This is a genomic window from Rickettsia endosymbiont of Orchestes rusci (assembly GCF_964030945.1).
In the GTDB taxonomy this organism is placed as follows: domain Bacteria; phylum Pseudomonadota; class Alphaproteobacteria; order Rickettsiales; family Rickettsiaceae; genus Rickettsia.
The window spans coordinates 347009-363876 of record NZ_CAXIQG010000004.1; the positions used below are offsets into that span (position 1 = coordinate 347009).

Sequence of the window (16868 nt, forward strand, 5' to 3'; positions counted from 1 at the left end):
GGAGGAAAAAAGGCAAAGAAATGCACGAGTTTGGAAAGACACCAAAGATATGTTTAAAATTATTATACCGGCTTTAATTGTTGTTATGATTCTCATGCGGGTACTAAATAGTTATTTAATAGAAAGACACGCTAAAGAAATGGCATTAGAAGACCAACAAACAGAAGCCGAGCTAGACGCAGAAGAAGCGGCTGAAAAGCTAAAATAACATTTTAAATTAAATTACAAAATTTTTTGTTGCGAAAATAAAGCAGATAATATACAACTTCGTAGGATTTTAGATTATATTAACATAACTCAAGCTTTATATTTCGTATTATTTAAAAATTATTATTAAATTGCAGGATTAAAAAAATACTGCTCGTTGCAATTTATTACTTTAAATTATTAATAGAAAATGTTATAAAGATTGATCTAATAAATTTGGATTAATTTTTGTGGAAGATATCAATTGCTGGGAAGAAAAGTTTGATATGTGCGGTTATGCCGCAAGGCTATTGGATAAAATTACTTCTTTAAACAAATTAGTACAATATCCAATAGACATTCGAGAAGTTAAGAAGGGCATTTACTACGCACGGAAATATCACGGCGCACAAATGCGACAATCAGGCGACCCGTATTACTCTCACCCGATAGAAGTTGCATATATGGTAGCGGAGTATACGGCTTACATGGAGCAAAATTTTTTTACTGCTGATATAATCATTACTAGTTTGCTTCATGATACTATTGAGGATACGGAGCTTAACGAAGAAATGATTACAAAAATTTTTGGAAGAGAGATAGCTATTCAAGTAGAAGGTTTAACTCGAATCAAACCACACGGGAAAATAACCTCGGCAGAAATGTTAAAATTATTATATCATAATTTAGAGAAAAAGTTACTAATTATTAAATTATTTGATAGATTTCATAATATCCAAACTTTGAAAGTAAAGTCTCCTGAAAAAGCTAAAAAAATAATAGATGAAACTCTAGAGGACTTTTTAATTCTCGCGGAATATTTAAAACTACCTCACATAGCACAAGAAACAGCTAAATTTTGCAAAATCTATTATTAATAGTTGTTAGTTTTCTTTCCTAACGTTTCAAAATGATTTATAGCAAACGCAGTGCCTAAAGCTATAGGAATCATGATAATTAGTAATCCAAAGTTATTAAAATACTTTACTAAATAAATAATTCCAAAAGAGGTAATTACATAAGTAATAGCTCTTGATATAGCAATTGTAAAACAAGTATAAGTAAATCTTTTAAAAATTGGTATATACTGATAGAAAATTGATTTTGCTGGTGTAGTGTCTAGAACAAAAAACATAGCAAAACATTGAAAATAAAATATTCCTGAAGGAGTACTAATATTATTTAATAAATAAGGACATGCTAAAATAAATATAGAATAGATTATTAACCTGATTTTTAATATAAGTAAGGGAGAAATATAGTATCCTAAGTATATTAGGGGTAAAATTCCTAGCATTTCTACTAATCCGACAAAAAAATTATTATGGATTACTTGATCCGGAGTATAACCAAAAGAATTCTGAAGTATATTACCGCAATGAATGAATGCAATATAAAAACATACCGGCCACCCGCAATTTATTAAAAGTAAAGCAAGAATAGTTTTTTTATTAACTTTTTCTTTTACTATATAATTATTATTGACTAACTTTGGATTTTTTCCAAACTGCTCTAAAATACTTTGCACTCTACGTTTTGCATCTGCAAATTCCGGTGTTTCTCTAAGTCGAGTACGTGCTACTCCACCTACTAAGGCAATTACTGCGCCAATCCCAAAAGCATATCGCCAATTAAATCCTTCAACAGTACTAAAAGATGCTATACCTAGGGCTGTCACACCTCCTAAGGCGGCTAAGAAAGCTAAGATTGATACGACTACATATTGTAATGGTGGTTTTATTGTTTCAGTAAAATAAATTTCTGCTCCTGTTATTTCTCCCATAGAAGACATCCCTTGGACTATACGACAGATTACCATTATACATGAAGCCGTTACCCCTACTTGATTATAAGTCGGTAATATTGCCATTATTACACAAGAACAAGCCATCATAATGGTAGTTATAACTACTGTTGCTTTACGTCCGATATTATCACCTATCCAACCAAATATAAGAGCGCCTAGGGGGCGAACTACAAATGTTATACAAAAAATAGAAGCAGAGAGCATTGAGGCAGTACGAGAATCGTATTCGGGAAAAAATAATTGATTAAGCAGTACCGCCATATGTACGTAAAGCATAAAGTCAAAATATTCAAGGAAGGTACCAATAGATAATAATCCAATAGCTTCTTTTTCTTCTTTTGTTAAACTTCTCTGTTCTTTTTGATAGCCTAACATTTCTTTACATTTTAGTTAAATTATAAATGAAATTAAATATTTTCTATTGAAAGTCAATAAAAAATATCGCATTCCGCGATAAAAAAATGAAGCGTGGCTTAATCGAATCGTAGTAAGAATGCCCTGATTCTTTTTTTGAAGACGTTAAATTTTATTTTAAATTAGATGATGCGAGAATAATATCGGTTCAAGAACTGGAGAAGGGTTAGAAAATCAAGGATTGACCGAGCAAGCTAATAGTTTAAGGAGCGGAGCAACTACTCTTAACCTTTATGACATAAATATAGGAGATGCAGGGGCTAAGGTTATCGCTGAAGCCTTAAAAACCAATACTATTCTCACCTATCTTTAATCTTGAGGATAACCAAATAGGATATGCAGGAGATAAGGAAATTAAGGGATATGTACAAAGAAATATTAAGTTAGCCAAAGAAAATGATCAGAAAGCAGAAACCTTAAATACTCAAGGCAATACTTTTTACAATAAAGGGGCGTTATCGCATGGTTACCGGAATCGTCATTGCGAGGATGGACGTAGTCTAGAGCGGCAATCGAGTCTTTGTCATGCTGAACTTGTTTCAGCATCTCTTGCAAAAGATCCTGAAATAAATTCAGGATGACTATTTTTTCCTGAATTGCCGCGCTCCGCGCAAATGCTCGCAATGACGATTCCGGTAGCCATACAATAACGCCTACTGATAGGGGTTGTAACACCCCGGAACAGGCTTGCAGCTATTTCAATCGTGATTTTAGCTAAATATTTACACAAGCCAACTTGATTTTTTATAAAGCTTGTAATTAAATTACAAATTTACTTGTTCTATTTTTGACTTCATTTTTTGATATTTTTCTATCATCCTAGTAACGGACTCCTCTAAAGAAAAATCTTTAAGAGAATAAGAGGAAAATTCGATCCATCTTAATTCACTTGCTTCATCATTTTTGACAAAATTATCATTATCAATTGTTTTTAATAAAAATCTTACATCATAATGATAATGTGCTAATTCCTGATGTCTTTCAGGTATATAATGAATATCTAGATCGTAAATTTCCGTGCTTATCGGTTCAATTTCCTCAATACCCGATTCCTCTTTAGCCTCTTTAATCGCTACCGCTAATACGTCGCTATCACCGTTACAATGCCCGCCTAGTTGAATCCATTTGTTTAACTTGTTATGATGCATTAATAGAAATTTAGTTTTATCGGAATTAAGCAAAAAAGCCGATGCGGTAAAATGTCCGATTGCTAATTCTCTGCTAAACGGATTCTTATAATTATTCAAAAACTCCAGCATTTTTATTTTATTATTAATTTCTGCAGGGTAGTTGCTATTGTAGTTTAATAATTTATTACCTAGTTCCATATAGTATTTACAATTTTTTAATGTTATTCCTGCGAAGTAAGGATCGTCATTGCGAGGAGGCACAAAGTGCCGACGCGACAATCAAGTATAAACATATTTTTATACTAAACTTGCCACCTTATAAACTTTTTGGCATTCTCATTAAATCCCTCATTACATTCCGGATAGCCTGGATTGCCGCGTCGGGACTACGTCCCTCTTCGCAATGACGTCGAGAGCGTTTTTAACCGTCCATGCAACAACACCGGTCAAGCCACGGTATGACACCGGCTTCTCAAGCGGTAAGATTTAAGAGGATTTCTTCATTAAGCTCTCTAGTAGAAGATAGTTCTATACCGAGAGCGAAGAATATTTTAACCAAGGCGACAGATAAATCATTAATCATTTTATCCGTATGCGCAGGCGTTGGGATAATTCTTAAACGCTCCGTACCTCTTGGCACGGTTGGAAAATTAATATGCTGAACGTAAATACCGTATTCGGTAAGCAACATATCGGAAGCTTTGCTAGTTTTGATCGGGTCACCGATAATTATCGGGATAATATGGCTTTCATTTTTTAAATACGGGATATTAAAACGGTCAAAAGAATTTTTAAGCTTGAAAACCACTTCTTGATGTTTTTGGCGTTCTTCACTCGATTCTTTAAGATGTCTGATACTAGTCGCGGCAGCCGCAGAAATTACCGGCGGCAATGAAGTCGTAAAAATAAAACCCGGAGCCGTAAGCCTTATAGCATCCACTAAATGATAATTTGCCGTAATATACCCACCGATAGTGCCGTAAGCTTTACCGAGCGTACCTTGAATAATATCAATCTCATTGCTGCAATCTAGTAGCTCGGCAATGCCGCCGCCTCGTTTACCGTATAGCCCGACAGTGTGAACTTCATCGATAAAAGTTAAAGCGTTATATTTTTTAGCTAAGCGGATTATATCTTTAATGGGGGAAAAAAGACCGTCCATAGAATAAGCAGATTCAAAAACAATGATTTTCGGTCTATTAATATCTACGGCTTGTATCAATTCTTCAAGATGATCGATATCTAAATGCCGATATATATGCTTCTCCGCTTTAGCGTTTGAAATTCCGGCAATAATAGAGGCGTGGTTTAACTTATCTGAAAAAAATACCAAATTAGGCATGATTTTAGCAAGGCTAGCAAGCGTTGTATCATTTGCTACATAACCGGAGGTAAAAACTAACGCTGATTCTTTAGCGTGTAGATCGGCAAGTTCTAGCTCTAATTCAATGATAGAGCTGTTATTGCCGCCGATATTTCGCGTACCGCCGGAACCGACGCCGTATTTTGTTAAAGCATCCATAGAGGCTTCAATAACGCTTTTGTGCCGACTCATACCTAAATAATCGTTAATGCACCACATTACTATATCTTTATCGCCGCACCGAGCGAACGGGAAATTATCGGCTTGCCTTCTTACCGCCTTAAATTCTCGATATCTTCCTTCGCTTTTAATTTTATCTATATGGCTGCTAAATATAGTATCGTAAAACATTAAGGCTATTATTTTTTATTTAAAATCCCGTAACGGGGATTTTACTCTAAATTTAAATAAGTTTAAAGTTATAATTAATTTTATGTTAGATAGTGACGTACAGCGTCATTCAGAAAGCGTGATACAAGCAAATTTTCGACATTCGCCTGTACTCACTCTAGTACGGTAGCTTAGCTCGTCTTTAAATTTATCTTGTCTGAAGCTTTCTGAATTTAGCTGTATAACCGTTATATACTATTTGGTATTTTCTACTTCTCGTTTAAAATAAAATTACAATCTTTGATCCTTTATAGTCCTAAGGGCTAATTTAATTATTTTATCGGTACCGGTTTTAGTATAAGTAGAAATAGGAAAAATTTCTTTGTCGGTAATTTTTTGTAAGCTCTTTACCTTCTCGTGGATTTCCTCATCGGTTAAAATATCGCACTTATTAAGGCAAATAATCTCGATTTTATCCTTTAATAAATCGGAATATGACTCTAATTCCTGCCGAATGGTTTTATAATCCGTTTCAACATTCGTGCTACTTCCGTCTATCAAATGAATTAATACGTTACATCGCTCAATATGCTTTAAAAATTTATCTCCAAGCCCATGCCCTTGATGCGCACCTTCGATTAATCCCGGAATATCGGCTAGCACAAATTCCTCCTCATCAACATATACTACTCCAAGATAAGGCACTAAAGTAGTAAACGGATAATCGGCTATTTTAGGTTTTGCCGCAGTAGCAACTGATAAGAAGGTGGATTTACCGGCATTCGGCAAGCCGACAAGCCCAACGTCGGAGAGTAATTTAAGACTTAAATTAATCCACATTTCCTCGGCTATTTCGCCTTCCGTTCGACGCCTTGGAGCCTGATTGACCGATGTTTTGAAATGGCTATTACCAAGCCCGCCGTTACCGCCTTTAATTATTTCAAAGCTTTGCCCGTCTGCCGTAAAATCATATAATAATATATCGCCGTTTTCCGAAAATATTTGCGTACCTATCGGCACGTCAAGAATTAAGGATTTACCGGATTTACCGCTTTTATTTGAACCTTTGCCGTTCTCACCGCTTGTGGCCAAAAAATGTTGCTTATATCTAAAATTCACTAAAGTATTAAGGTGGTAATTACTTCTGAAAATAATACTGCCGCCGCGACCGCCGTCTCCGCCGTCCGGTCCTCCTCTATCAATAAATTTTTCTCTATGGAAACTAACGCAGCCATTGCCGCCGTTACCGCCCTTTATATATATTTTAGCTTCATCAATAAAGTTCATATAAATTTTTTTAACTAATTACTTTGCAGATTCTATTATAGCTATTATGTCGTTTTTATCCAACCAATAAAAATCAGTAACTTTAGGAAAGGCTTCTAAATTCCGTCATTACTAGGAGGCAATGCCCGTGTGGATCGAAAATTACTATATTTCGGGTATTCTTTAAAAGTACCGCGGTGTCATGCCGTGGCTTGACGGGCATTGTTGCGTGGATACCCCAAACGTCATTGCGAGCGACTGAAAGGAGCGCGGCAATCTAGAAAATAATAATTTTCATAGCATTTTTCGCTAATTTTTTCTCTAGATTGCCACGCCGCTTACAGCGGCGGCGTTGTTGCATGGATGGTTAAAATCGCTTAAAACTTGTCATACCGTGGCTTGACCACGGTATCCAGAAAAAATTAAAAAGCCTGTCTGGATGCCGTGGTCAAGCCACGGCATGACACCGCGGTACTTTTAAAGAATACCCAAAATATAGCAATTTTCGATCCATGCAACAAAGCCCGCACCTCCTCGCAATGACGGTGTTTTTGTAACGATTTCGAGCCACGCAACAAGGTCTTTGGTCGCTCGTAATGACGACCTACATTTTATTCCTGAAACTATGTATAGACCTTAATGATCGAAGTTATTATAAGGTTCGCCCATCTCGGCTTGTATGTTTCGGCGGTTTTGTATGCCGCGATTACGTTCCGGGTTAGAATTTTCTCTTACTTCTAATAAGGCGGTCTTTAAATATTTTAATTCTGAACTTGTTTTGACATATGAAAATAATAACCGTGACTGTTCTTTAGTAATTGGTTGTTTTCCCTCTTTAACTCGGTAAAAAGAAATAGCATAGCCGAATATTTCTTGCCAAATTCTTTCGGCATAAGGGCTATCCATATTAAAACCGATTCCTATCGTATGATTTTTTTTAATATCTAAATATACGTATAACCGTTCCCCTTCATTGGCTTTTATAAAGCTTAATAAAATTAATTCATATGTCTCTTTATCAGCCGGCAAGTTTAAATTTAATTTATGTAACCTAATTTTCAATTCTCTAACAAATCTAATATCCGCAACCATCTCTTTAAACTCAAATAGGTTATTAATAATATTATTAATAACCTATTTATTAGCCGACACTAAGACGGTACAGCTAAATTCGGAAAGCTTGATGCAAGCGAATTTCTCAGAACTCGTCTGTGCTCACGTACTTTTGACTGCTTGCGCAGAGTCGTCTTTAAATTCATCAGCTCTTATGCTTTCTGAATTTAGCTGTACGAGAATTATTTATTGCGCCGTCCAACCCCCGTCTATCAGCAATCCGCTACCTGTTATCGACGAGGCTTTTTCGTCACATAAAAATACTACTAAATTGGCTATTTCGTCGGCTTCGACAAATTTTTTGGTAGCTTGCGTTTTAAGTATTACGTCTCTTAATGCCGATTCTTCAGTTATATGCCTTGCCTTGGCGGTATCCGCGATTTGATTCATCACTAACGGGGTTTTTACATAGCCCGGACAAATAGCGTTTACGGTAATATTATTCTCTGCTACTTCTAGTGCTACGGTTTTGGTAAGACCGAGAATCCCGTGCTTTGCTGCAACATATGCCGATTTAAAGGGCGAGGCGACGTAAGCATGCGCCGAAGCAATATTTACGATACGTCCGAAGCCGTTTTTTTTCATACTAGGCAGCGCATATTTTATAGTATAAAAAGACGCTATTAAATCTATGCGCAAGATTTGCTCCCATTTATCTGCCGGAAAATCTTCGATTGGAGCGACGTGCTGGATGCCCGCGTTATTGATTAATATATCTATTTTACCGAACTCTTTTATTATCTCTTCAAACATTTTAGCTATCTCAGTCGGATTTGCAAGATTTGCCCCTTGATAATTAATTGCACTAGCGCCTAAAGCTTTTAGCTCTGCCGATATTTTTTCGACTTCTTCTACGGCAGCAAAACCGTTAATAATAATTTTTGCTTGCAGTTTCGCGAAGTGCCTGGCTATTTCAAGCCCAATTCCGCTAGTTGAACCGGTAATAATTACTATTTTATCTTTCATGTTTTGCCTATTGATAAATTCATATTTGTATTTTCTATAAAAGTAACTTATGCTAGACATTACTTAAAGAAATATTTGATAAATTCATGGAAATTGTTGATAGTTTTTTTACGTCTGTATCTTGCGTGGGCAAAGAACCTCCGTATGATCATCCAAAAGTTTATTTGGAAATTGATCCAAAGGAGCAGTATATTATTTGCCCTTATTGCAGTAAAAAATTTCAATTAGTTGCAAAGATTGTTGAAAAGAGCTAAAAAATGATTATAAAATTACTTTCTGAAAATACCATAAATCGAATAGCCGCCGGTGAGGTTATTGAGCGCCCTGCTTCCGTTGTTAAAGAACTTGTTGAAAACGCCGTTGATGCCGGTAGCACAAAAATAGATGTAATTTTAGAGCGAGCAGGGAAAAATTTAATTATTATCTCGGATGACGGCGTCGGGATGTCGGATAAGGACTTAGAGCTTGCCGTTGAACGTCATACTACTTCTAAACTTGATGAAAGTGATCTTTTAAACATTCATACTTTCGGCTTTCGCGGTGAAGCCCTGCCTTCTATCGGTGCTATTAGCAAAATGCTTATCAGTTCAAGACCGAAAGGCAGCGATAAAGCATATCAAATTAAACTAATCGGCGGCAGAGAGAAACAAGTTACTACGTCTATTCATAACGAAGGTACTAAAATTGAGATACGCGATTTGTTTTTTGCAACGCCCGCTAGGCTTAAATTTTTAAGAACCGATAAAACCGAGCTGGCAGCTTCAATTGATGTCATCAAAAAAATTGCCTTAGCTCATCCGGAGATTTCTATTAGCTTATCGCATGAAGGCAAAACCCTTATAAAAGTAAAAGGGCAAAATAAAGATTTTGATAGTAACCTAAAGCAAAGAATAATCGAGATAATCGGACAGGATTTTATCCAAAATGCCGCTTATCTTGACTTTAAAACTCCCGAATTATCTATTTACGGTTATACAACTATCCCGACATTTAACAGAGCTTCGGCTGAAGATCAATTTTTGTTTATTAATAACAGACCGGTAAAAGATAAATTATTACAAGTAGCTTTAAGGATAGCCTATCAAGATTATTTAGCCAGAGATAGACACCCGTTATGCGCCGTATTTTTGCAAATCGACCCGCAATTAGTCGACGTAAATGTCCACCCGGCGAAAGCGGAAGTAAGGTTTCACGATCCGAATACGGTGCGAAACTTATTAATTAATGCGATTAAAGATGCACTGCGCAGCAAAAGCCATATAGCTTCTACCGCCATTGCAGATAGCACTTTGCAATTGTTTAAAAACCCGTTTACTAATAATAATGTTACCGCAAAAACTCCAAGCAACAACGCTACAAACCGTGTTGCGGATAAGCCAAGTAGTTACAGACCTCCAGCTCAGACCCCACAAGATAATTCTTGTCAGAAACTGATCGATACACTACCGCATGCCAAAATCGAAATAGCAGTAGAGCAACATTTGCAAAAAGAGTCGGAAATATCTCAAAAAGATAGTTTTAGACTCGGAGCGGCGAAGGCTCAATTACATACTACTTATATTATTTCCCAAACAGAGGATAGTATAGTTATAACCGATCAACACGCGGCACATGAACGTCTAGGTTATGAAAAAATCAAACAATTTCTAGCAAAAGAAGAATTAATTAAACAACGGTTACTTATACCGGAAATAGTTGAATTACCCGATGAAAAAAGAGCCGATTATTTACATAAGAATAAAGAAAGGTTAACTAAGCTCGGTTTAACTATAGAAAAATTCAGCGAAAAATCAATTATAGTTACGGAAATTCCAAGCTTGCTCGGAGATATCAACGTCCGGCAGCTAATACACGACCTTGCCGATCATTTACTAGATACAAACGAAAATATTTCATTAATTGAACTAATCGAACACGTAACGGAAACATATGCTTGCCATTATTCCATCAGAGCGGGGCGAAAATTATCGGGGGAAGAAATGAACGCCTTACTGCGACAAATGGAAGCTACGCCGTTTTCCGGTCAATGTAATCACGGAAGACCGACTTATATAGAACTTAAGCTAAAAGATATTGAACGTTTATTCGGTCGTAAGTAATTCTTATGGTGTTAAAGTTACTAAATCCTTATTATTTCAGTAAAATATCAAGCATTTTAATACCTATTTTGGCGATATCTACGCTTTTATCGATGAGCATCGGGCTTTACTTAAGCCTAATAGTCTCACCGCCGGATTATCAACAAGGTGAAACGGTCAGGATTATGTATGTCCACGTGCCGGCTTCGTGGATGGCGCTTGGGATTTATACTTTCATAGCAATATGTAGCTTTACTAGCTTGGTGTGGAAAACTAAAATGTCTTATTTACTCGCCGTTGCTAGTAGCTATGCGGGAGCCGGTTTTACTTTGATTAGTTTAGTAACCGGTTCCTTATGGGGAAAGCCGATTTGGGGAACATGGTGGGTTTGGGACGCAAGACTAACCTCTATGTTGATATTATTTTTACTATATTTAAGTTATATTATCATAATTAATAGTGCTGATGATATAAGACGCGCCGAAAAACCGGCTGCCGTTATTGCTATTATCGGCGCCGTAAATATCCCGATTGTAAAATTTTCGGTAAATATTTGGTATAGTCTGCACCAGCCTGCAAGCGTTTTAAGGCTCGGAGCGCCTACTATTCATAATTCTATGTTACAACCTCTAATCATTATGTTTATAAGCTTTATATTGTATTTCTTGCTTATATTGACATTACAAACTTCTACATTAATTACTAAACTTAAAAACCGGCGATAAAATGACTTATGTCGTAACCGATGAATGCGTAAAATGCAAATATACTAGCTGTGTAGAAGTGTGTCCCGTAGATTGCTTTTATGAGGGAGAGTTTATGTTAGTTATTAACCCCGAAGAATGCATCGATTGCGGCGTATGCGAACCGGAATGTCCCATTGATGCCATAAAACCGGAATCAGAGGAGTTAATCGAATGGGTAGAAAGAGCTAAATTATTTGCTAGTAAGTGGCCAAACATTACCAAAGAAAAACTGCCGTTACCCGAAGCAGATAAATATAAAAATGAAAAAGATAAATTCGATAAATATATAAGTAAGGACTTAATTGTAAGCATTGCTAACTAAAGATAGATATCGTCATTGCGAGCCGCTGCAAGCGTTGTTGTATGGCTCGAATTTTTGCAAAGCAATCCGGTGTCATACCGAGGCTTGGCCGGCTTTGTTGCATGGTTCTAAAAAAGTGCCGTATGTCATTCCCGCGCAGGCGGGAATCCAGAAAATATAAAAAAGTCCTCCTGAATTTATTTCAGGATATATTAAAAAGATGCGCAAAACTTGTTCAGCATGACAAAAAAAACCTGGATTCCCGTTTTCACGGGAACGACATCGAAAATTCGAGCCATGCAACAACGCTCGCAATGACGTAGAATTTCCAAGTTACCTAACCTTTAGTGATCAATGCTTAATTGAGATTTCAATAATTGTGTTTTTATTATCACAAATCTTTTTATAATTATCATATATATAAGTTTATTCCTCAATTAACCTAGCAATAGAAAATATGTTATGTTATATCTGCATGAGATAAGATTAAAATAAAAAAATTTTACTTAACATACTTAATAAGTTAAATATAATTAATTAATAAATCAGAGGTACTAATATGAAAAAATTACTTTTAATCGCTGCCGCAAGCGCAACAATTTTATCTTCTACTCTTTCATTTGCCGACGGGATGGATGATAACCAATGGTATCTTAAAGCCAATGCCGGTGCAATAATTTTTGATAAAGCAAAAGACGGCTCTACAGGCGTAAAAATGAAGTCTAATACTGCATTTACCGGTTCAATCGGCGCAGGTTATTATATCATGGAAAATGTAAGAACCGATTTAACACTCGGTACAATAGCTAGCGGGCAATTGAAAAAAACCGCTACTGTAACTACAGGAAGATATAACGGTTCTACCGCCTCAGTTAAGCATAAGCTTAATAATTTTGCCAATCTATTACTTAACGGCTATGTAGATTTTGTTGACGTAAGTATGTTTAAACTTTTTGCAGGTGCCGGTATCGGTGTTGCTTCACTACAAGATAAAATTACTTGGACGGTAAATAATGTAACTGCTTCTACTTCTAGCAAGAAAACATATAATTTTGCCTGGCAAGCATCTTTAGGAGCTTCAGCTGAAGTTGCCGACGGCGTAAAAGCTGAATTAGTTTATAGCTATCTAGATAACGGTAAAACAAAATCTAAAAATGTTCAATTTGAAAATACAACTTTCCAAACAGGTAGTACACGCTATAAGGGTAATAGCTTAACAGCAGGTATAAGATTCGATATATAATAACAATATAAAACTAATAATATTTAAGGAGACAACTACAATATGAAAAAATTACTTTTAATCGCCGCAGCAAGTGCAACAATTTTATCATCTACTTTATCATTTGCAGACTGTGCAATGGATACAAATCAATCTCAAAATGAAAATAAATGGTATCTTAAAGCCAATGCCGGTGCAATAATTTTTGATAAAGCAAAAGACGGCTCTACAGGCGTAAAAATGAAGTCTAGTACTGCATTTACCGGTTCAATCGGCGCAGGTTACTACATCATGGAAAATGTAAGAACCGATTTAACACTCGGTACAATAGCTAGCGGGCAATTGAAAAAAACCGCTATTGTAACTACAGGAAGATATAACGGTTCTACCGCCTCAGTTAAGCATAAGCTTAATAATTTTGCCAATCTATTACTTAACGGCTATGTAGATTTTGTTGACGTAAGTATGTTTAAACTTTTTGCAGGTGCCGGTATCGGTGTTGCTTCACTACAAGATAAAATTACTTGGACGGTAAATAATGTAACTGCTTCTACTTCTAGCAAGAAAACATATAATTTTGCCTGGCAAGCATCTTTAGGAGCTTCAGCTGAAGTTGCCGACGGCGTAAAAGCGGAGCTAGTTTATAGCTATCTAGATAACGGTAAAACAAAATCTAAAAATGTTCAATTTGAAAATACAACTTTCCAAACAGGCAGTACACGCTATAAGGGTAATAGCTTAACAGCAGGTATAAGATTCGATATATAATATTATATATTATTCTCTAACCGAAACTATAAAAGGGAGTCTTAAACAAGACTCCTTTTTTGTTATGTATTGGACGAAACTATCCAAAATGTCATTCTCGCGTGGCTCGATAAAAGCAGCAGTATGTCATTCTAAGCTAAAAGCGGGAATCCAGCCTTGCTTATGTCATGCTGAACTTGTTTCAGCATCTATTGGCTTTGTTGCGTGGCTCGATAAAAGCAGTAGTATGTCATTCTAAGCTAAAAGCGGGAATCTAGCCTTGCTTATGTCATGCTGAACTTGTTTCAGCATCTATTAAAAGAGATCCTGAAATAAATTCAGGATGACTATAATTTTCTGGATTCCCGCCTACGCGGGAATGACATAATGGGGTGTGGGAATGACATCGAAAATTCGAGCCATACAACAAAGCCTATCCACACAGATTATTGCCTCCTCACGATAACGCGGCTTGCAAGCCGGTTATAACTTCATTTTTGTTTTAAATTGACGTTTCAATAAATTCCCCTAAAGACCTTACTATATTACCGGCAAAAATTTTATAAATTTGTTTACCGATTACTATAACTATAGCCGTAATAATAATCCCGTAAATTATATCGGCCGGGTAATGCATGGCTAAACTTATACGTGCCAATGATACTAGCATAACAACAAAAACCATGATTATTTTTAACGGCAAATTAATATAAGACCAAGCAAAGTAAGTAACCAACACGGCAAGACCTGCATGACTGCTTGGAAAGCTCGATAAGCATCTTTCAAGCTGCACATTTGTAATTGTTACAAAATTATCTAAAGCTAGGCTACAAAAAGGTCTTGGGAAGTTACTCAAAAATTTAAGCGCGGTAAATGTTAGACCAAAGATTGTATAAACTATCCCAATCTCTATTAGTTTATTATATTTATCCCAAAACATACTCTTCTGCTTTGAAGAATCGGCTCCGTAAAACTTTAAGGAATTCACGTACTCTCCTAGTTTATCTAGGCTGCGCGCGCTCACCTCTCGTTTTACGTTCCAATTATCCAAATCATTTGAGTATATCTTGTGCAATTCATTTAAATTTTTAATTTTCTTTAATTGAATATAAAAATATATACAATATAAAATATATATTACGGCAAAATTTGTAATATTAAAACAAAAGGATATAATTTGCAAAAAATATGGTAATATGCCGATATTTGTTATTCTATTAAGAAATAAAAATATTTCTTGATTTAAGCCGTGAAAATTATAAAAAGCTTCTACCATTCCAAAATTAACCTATATTTAAATATTTTATGTTGCAAGTAACAATATTAGGGTGCGGGGCATCTATCGGCGTACCGGTTATCGGCTGCGATTGCAATGTGTGCCTTTCAAGCTCAAATTATAACAAAAGAACTAGATCGGCAATATATATTAATGACGAAAATAGTCAAATTCTTGTTGATTTCGGCTATGATATTAAATATCAGCTAGTTCGCGAAAAGATAAAAGCTTTAGACGCTGCGATATTAACACATGATCATTCGGATCATGTTAACGGTATAGATGATTTGCGAGTATTTTCTTTTATTCAAAATAAGCCTTTAGAAATTTTTACCGATAATGCTACTTCTATGGTATTACACAAACGATATGAATATTTATTTACTACCGGACAGCTAATAACTAAGCCTATTGATTTTTTTGAAAAAATTAAGATCAAAACCATAGAAATACAGTTTTTTAAACAATATCATGGAGCTATTAATAGTTTGGGTTTAAGGATAGGAAATTTTGTTTATTCTTGCGATGTAAGCGATTTTCCTCCCGAAGCAAAGGAATTTTTAAAAGATATAAAAATATGGGTTATAGATTGTATGGATTATACCTCTAATATAAATCACGCGGGACTTGATAAAGTTTTAGAATGGAATGAAATCTATAAACCGGGGCAAATATTGTTAACTAATATGCGCCATGAAATCGATTATCATAAAATTACGGAAATTTTACCGAGTAACATCAAGCCGCTTTATGACGGCTATAAATTTACGATTTAGTATACTCGTCCCACTTGAAGGGCTTTGCTGCATGGCTCGAATTTTCGATGTCATTCCCGCGCAGGCGGGAATCCATCCTTGTCATGCTGAACTTGTTTCAGCATCTATTACACAAAGATCCTGAAATAAATTCAGGGTGACTATAATTTTTCTGGATTCCCGCCTGCGCGGGAATGACATACGGCACTTTTTTAGAACCATGCAACAACGCCGCTCCGAAGCACCTTACTTTCTTCAAGCGGGGCGAGTATACCGGTTTTTCATTGTACAGGAAGATATATATGATTGCTCTTGATAAAGTTTGTAAGCGTTACGGTAAAGCTTACGCACTTAAAAATATTAGTTTAGATTTTAGCGTTAAAGAAACCGTGGTAATAATTGGACCTTCCGGTAGCGGAAAATCAACTTTGCTACGTATTTTAAATAATTTAGAAGAGCCGACTAACGGTTATTTATTAGTGGACGGTAAAAGATTAGTCCCGAAAGCTCGAAGAAAACTTCGGCTAAAAGTCGGGATGGTTTTTCAAAATTTTAATCTTTTTCCGCATTTAAATGTTTGCGATAATTTAATTTATGCACCGATTAATGTTTTAAAGATGCAAAAAGCTGAGGCTACCCTTAAGGCGGAAGATTTGCTTGGGAAATTCGGTTTGAAGCAAAAAATTACCTATTTCCCGACTAATTTATCGGGCGGTCAAAAACAAAGAGTAGCAATAGCTAGGGCGTTGATGATGAATCCCGAAATCATTTTATTTGATGAGCCGACTTCGGCATTAGACCCGGAAAATATTAAAGACGTTATAGAAAATATAACTTTATTAAAAGAACAAATGAAGATGGTAGTTGTAACTCATCATCTTAAATTTGCTAAAGCCATAGCCGATCGGATAATTTTCATGGATCAAGGACAAATTTTAGCAAATCAACCCGTTAAGGAATTTTTTGTTAAACCGGCATCGCATAGAGCGAGGTTGTTTTTAGAAAATATCGGCGATTTGATGTAATTTGATGACGCCATTGCGAGGAGGCAATGCTCGCATGGCTCCCGGAATCGTCATTGCGAGGAGGGACGTAGTCCCGACGCGGCAATCCAGGAAAAACACTTTTCTGTCATCCTGAATTTATTTCGACGTTGTTGCGTGGCTCG

26 protein-coding genes are annotated in these 16868 nt (G+C 35.9%); 15 read left to right on the forward strand and 11 right to left on the reverse strand.

Annotated elements, in window-relative coordinates; translation table 11 throughout:
- Nucleotides 1-49: 49 nt before the first annotated feature.
- Both AAHM91_RS05360 and AAHM91_RS05365 read left to right on the forward strand, forming a co-directional pair.
- On the forward strand, nt 50-208 hold the full coding sequence (locus AAHM91_RS05360) for a hypothetical protein (protein ID WP_342270126.1): 159 nt from the start codon (nt 50-52) through the stop codon (nt 206-208).
- Nucleotides 209-437: 229 nt separating this feature from the next.
- Nucleotides 438-1064 (forward strand): HD domain-containing protein, encoded by a 627-nt coding sequence (locus AAHM91_RS05365; protein ID WP_341793271.1) that lies wholly within the window; start codon nt 438-440, stop codon nt 1062-1064.
- Here AAHM91_RS05365 and AAHM91_RS05370 read toward each other — a convergent pair.
- A complete protein-coding gene (locus AAHM91_RS05370) occupies nt 1061-2368 on the reverse strand; it encodes an MFS transporter (protein WP_342270127.1) in 1308 nt (435 codons plus the stop codon). The two genes, AAHM91_RS05365 and AAHM91_RS05370, sit on opposite strands and share 4 nt — an antisense overlap.
- Nucleotides 2369-2588: 220 nt before the next feature.
- Between AAHM91_RS05370 and AAHM91_RS05375 the strand changes: the two genes are divergently transcribed.
- Entirely contained in the window at nt 2589-2720 is a 132-nt protein-coding gene (locus tag AAHM91_RS05375) for a hypothetical protein (protein WP_342270128.1), read from the forward strand.
- Nucleotides 2721-2785: 65 nt separating this feature from the next.
- Here AAHM91_RS05375 and AAHM91_RS05380 read toward each other — a convergent pair whose 3' ends face one another.
- The 7 genes from AAHM91_RS05380 to AAHM91_RS05410 all read right to left on the reverse strand — a co-directional run bounded on the left by AAHM91_RS05380 (nt 2786) and on the right by AAHM91_RS05410 (nt 8635).
- Nucleotides 2786-2953: a hypothetical protein gene (locus AAHM91_RS05380; protein ID WP_342270129.1), complete on the reverse strand. Its 168-nt coding sequence runs from the start codon at nt 2951-2953 to the stop codon at nt 2786-2788.
- 218 nt (nt 2954-3171) lie between these two features.
- Nucleotides 3172-3798, reverse strand: a complete 627-nt coding sequence (locus tag AAHM91_RS05385) for an NUDIX hydrolase (protein ID WP_342270130.1) — start codon at nt 3796-3798, stop codon at nt 3172-3174.
- Nucleotides 3799-4009: 211 nt separating this feature from the next.
- A complete protein-coding gene (gene hemA, locus AAHM91_RS05390) occupies nt 4010-5251 on the reverse strand; it encodes a 5-aminolevulinate synthase (protein WP_342270131.1) in 1242 nt (413 codons plus the stop codon).
- Nucleotides 5252-5521: 270 nt separating this feature from the next.
- Nucleotides 5522-6517, reverse strand: a complete 996-nt coding sequence (obgE, locus tag AAHM91_RS05395) for a GTPase ObgE (protein WP_253308347.1) — start codon at nt 6515-6517, stop codon at nt 5522-5524.
- Nucleotides 6518-6918: 401 nt separating this feature from the next.
- Nucleotides 6919-7071 (reverse strand): hypothetical protein, encoded by a 153-nt coding sequence (locus tag AAHM91_RS05400; protein ID WP_342270132.1) that lies wholly within the window; start codon nt 7069-7071, stop codon nt 6919-6921.
- Nucleotides 7072-7132: 61 nt separating this feature from the next.
- Nucleotides 7133-7588, reverse strand: coding sequence for a lysozyme family protein (locus AAHM91_RS05405; RefSeq protein ID WP_342270133.1), 456 nt, complete (start codon nt 7586-7588; stop codon nt 7133-7135).
- 207 nt (nt 7589-7795) lie between these two features.
- Nucleotides 7796-8635 (reverse strand): 3-hydroxybutyrate dehydrogenase, encoded by an 840-nt coding sequence (locus AAHM91_RS05410; protein WP_458693708.1) that lies wholly within the window; start codon nt 8633-8635, stop codon nt 7796-7798.
- Nucleotides 8636-8661: 26 nt separating this feature from the next.
- Between AAHM91_RS05410 and AAHM91_RS05415 the strand changes: the two genes are divergently transcribed.
- The 9 genes from AAHM91_RS05415 (at nt 8662) to AAHM91_RS05455 (ending at nt 13928) form a co-directional block, all read left to right on the forward strand.
- Nucleotides 8662-8829 (forward strand): zinc-finger domain-containing protein, encoded by a 168-nt coding sequence (locus AAHM91_RS05415; RefSeq protein WP_253308350.1) that lies wholly within the window; start codon nt 8662-8664, stop codon nt 8827-8829.
- 3 nt (nt 8830-8832) lie between these two features.
- Nucleotides 8833-10674, forward strand: a complete 1842-nt coding sequence (gene mutL, locus AAHM91_RS05420) for a DNA mismatch repair endonuclease MutL (RefSeq protein WP_342270134.1) — start codon at nt 8833-8835, stop codon at nt 10672-10674.
- An 8-nt stretch (nt 10675-10682) separates the two neighbouring features.
- Nucleotides 10683-11378 carry a heme ABC transporter permease gene (locus AAHM91_RS05425; RefSeq protein WP_342270734.1) on the forward strand — a complete coding sequence of 232 codons (696 nt, stop codon included), beginning with the start codon at nt 10683-10685 and terminating at the stop codon, nt 11376-11378.
- Between the two features lies 1 nt (nt 11379).
- Nucleotides 11380-11721 (forward strand): ferredoxin FdxA, encoded by a 342-nt coding sequence (gene fdxA / locus AAHM91_RS05430; protein WP_253308352.1) that lies wholly within the window; start codon nt 11380-11382, stop codon nt 11719-11721.
- Nucleotides 11711-11881: a hypothetical protein gene (locus AAHM91_RS05435; RefSeq protein ID WP_342270135.1), complete on the forward strand. Its 171-nt coding sequence runs from the start codon at nt 11711-11713 to the stop codon at nt 11879-11881. The genes fdxA and AAHM91_RS05435 overlap by 11 nt, the downstream gene beginning before the upstream one ends.
- A complete protein-coding gene (locus tag AAHM91_RS05440; protein WP_342270136.1) occupies nt 11823-12023 on the forward strand; it encodes a hypothetical protein in 201 nt (66 codons plus the stop codon). Before AAHM91_RS05435 ends, AAHM91_RS05440 begins: the two co-directional genes overlap by 59 nt.
- Before the next feature lie 236 nt (nt 12024-12259).
- Nucleotides 12260-12943 carry an outer membrane protein gene (locus tag AAHM91_RS05445; RefSeq protein ID WP_341793263.1) on the forward strand — a complete coding sequence of 228 codons (684 nt, stop codon included), beginning with the start codon at nt 12260-12262 and terminating at the stop codon, nt 12941-12943.
- Between the two features lie 42 nt (nt 12944-12985).
- Complete coding sequence (locus AAHM91_RS05450; RefSeq protein WP_342270137.1) at nt 12986-13690, forward strand: outer membrane protein; 705 nt, start codon at nt 12986-12988, stop codon at nt 13688-13690.
- Nucleotides 13691-13778: 88 nt separating this feature from the next.
- Complete coding sequence (locus tag AAHM91_RS05455; RefSeq protein ID WP_342270138.1) at nt 13779-13928, forward strand: hypothetical protein; 150 nt, start codon at nt 13779-13781, stop codon at nt 13926-13928.
- A 30-nt stretch (nt 13929-13958) separates the two neighbouring features.
- Here AAHM91_RS05455 and AAHM91_RS05460 read toward each other — a convergent pair whose 3' ends face one another.
- Nucleotides 13959-14096 carry a hypothetical protein gene (locus AAHM91_RS05460; RefSeq protein WP_342270139.1) on the reverse strand — a complete coding sequence of 46 codons (138 nt, stop codon included), beginning with the start codon at nt 14094-14096 and terminating at the stop codon, nt 13959-13961.
- Nucleotides 14097-14171: 75 nt separating this feature from the next.
- Nucleotides 14172-14945: a phosphatase PAP2 family protein gene (locus AAHM91_RS05465; protein WP_342270140.1), complete on the reverse strand. Its 774-nt coding sequence runs from the start codon at nt 14943-14945 to the stop codon at nt 14172-14174.
- Nucleotides 14946-14974: 29 nt separating this feature from the next.
- Between AAHM91_RS05465 and AAHM91_RS05470 the strand changes: the two genes are divergently transcribed.
- From AAHM91_RS05470 to AAHM91_RS05480, 3 genes are all read left to right on the forward strand, one after another.
- Nucleotides 14975-15721, forward strand: coding sequence for an MBL fold metallo-hydrolase (locus AAHM91_RS05470; RefSeq protein ID WP_253308356.1), 747 nt, complete (start codon nt 14975-14977; stop codon nt 15719-15721).
- 136 nt (nt 15722-15857) lie between these two features.
- Nucleotides 15858-16016, forward strand: coding sequence for a hypothetical protein (locus AAHM91_RS05475; protein WP_342270141.1), 159 nt, complete (start codon nt 15858-15860; stop codon nt 16014-16016).
- Complete coding sequence (locus AAHM91_RS05480; RefSeq protein WP_253308357.1) at nt 16003-16725, forward strand: amino acid ABC transporter ATP-binding protein; 723 nt, start codon at nt 16003-16005, stop codon at nt 16723-16725. The genes AAHM91_RS05475 and AAHM91_RS05480 overlap by 14 nt, the downstream gene beginning before the upstream one ends.
- Here AAHM91_RS05480 and AAHM91_RS05485 read toward each other — a convergent pair.
- The gene (locus tag AAHM91_RS05485) at nt 16699-16824 is read right to left on the reverse strand and encodes a hypothetical protein (protein WP_342270142.1); all 126 of its coding nucleotides are present in this window, start codon (nt 16822-16824) and stop codon (nt 16699-16701) included. The genes AAHM91_RS05480 and AAHM91_RS05485 overlap by 27 nt on opposite strands.
- Nucleotides 16825-16868 lie beyond the last annotated feature (44 nt).

Excerpts from the sequence above, each read along its gene's own strand:
- AAHM91_RS05360 (WP_342270126.1), top strand. The coding sequence starts at position 50 with ATGTTTAAAATTATTATACCGGCTTTAATTGTTGTTATGATTCTCATG.
- AAHM91_RS05370 (WP_342270127.1), bottom strand. The coding sequence starts at position 2,368 with ATGTTAGGCTATCAAAAAGAACAGAGAAGTTTAACAAAAGAAGAAAAA.
- AAHM91_RS05380 (WP_342270129.1), bottom strand. The coding sequence starts at position 2,953 with ATGCTGAAACAAGTTCAGCATGACAAAGACTCGATTGCCGCTCTAGAC.
- hemA (WP_342270131.1), bottom strand. The coding sequence starts at position 5,251 with ATGTTTTACGATACTATATTTAGCAGCCATATAGATAAAATTAAAAGC.
- obgE (WP_253308347.1), bottom strand. The coding sequence starts at position 6,517 with ATGAACTTTATTGATGAAGCTAAAATATATATAAAGGGCGGTAACGGC.
- AAHM91_RS05405 (WP_342270133.1), bottom strand. The coding sequence starts at position 7,588 with ATGGTTGCGGATATTAGATTTGTTAGAGAATTGAAAATTAGGTTACAT.
- AAHM91_RS05410 (WP_458693708.1), bottom strand. The coding sequence starts at position 8,635 with ATGTCTAGCATAAGTTACTTTTATAGAAAATACAAATATGAATTTATC.
- AAHM91_RS05415 (WP_253308350.1), top strand. The coding sequence starts at position 8,662 with ATGGAAATTGTTGATAGTTTTTTTACGTCTGTATCTTGCGTGGGCAAA.
- mutL (WP_342270134.1), top strand. The coding sequence starts at position 8,833 with ATGATTATAAAATTACTTTCTGAAAATACCATAAATCGAATAGCCGCC.
- fdxA (WP_253308352.1), top strand. The coding sequence starts at position 11,380 with ATGACTTATGTCGTAACCGATGAATGCGTAAAATGCAAATATACTAGC.
- AAHM91_RS05440 (WP_342270136.1), top strand. The coding sequence starts at position 11,823 with ATGGTTCTAAAAAAGTGCCGTATGTCATTCCCGCGCAGGCGGGAATCC.
- AAHM91_RS05445 (WP_341793263.1), top strand. The coding sequence starts at position 12,260 with ATGAAAAAATTACTTTTAATCGCTGCCGCAAGCGCAACAATTTTATCT.
- AAHM91_RS05450 (WP_342270137.1), top strand. The coding sequence starts at position 12,986 with ATGAAAAAATTACTTTTAATCGCCGCAGCAAGTGCAACAATTTTATCA.
- AAHM91_RS05455 (WP_342270138.1), top strand. The coding sequence starts at position 13,779 with ATGTCATTCTCGCGTGGCTCGATAAAAGCAGCAGTATGTCATTCTAAG.
- AAHM91_RS05465 (WP_342270140.1), bottom strand. The coding sequence starts at position 14,945 with ATGGTAGAAGCTTTTTATAATTTTCACGGCTTAAATCAAGAAATATTT.
- AAHM91_RS05470 (WP_253308356.1), top strand. The coding sequence starts at position 14,975 with ATGTTGCAAGTAACAATATTAGGGTGCGGGGCATCTATCGGCGTACCG.
- AAHM91_RS05480 (WP_253308357.1), top strand. The coding sequence starts at position 16,003 with ATGATTGCTCTTGATAAAGTTTGTAAGCGTTACGGTAAAGCTTACGCA.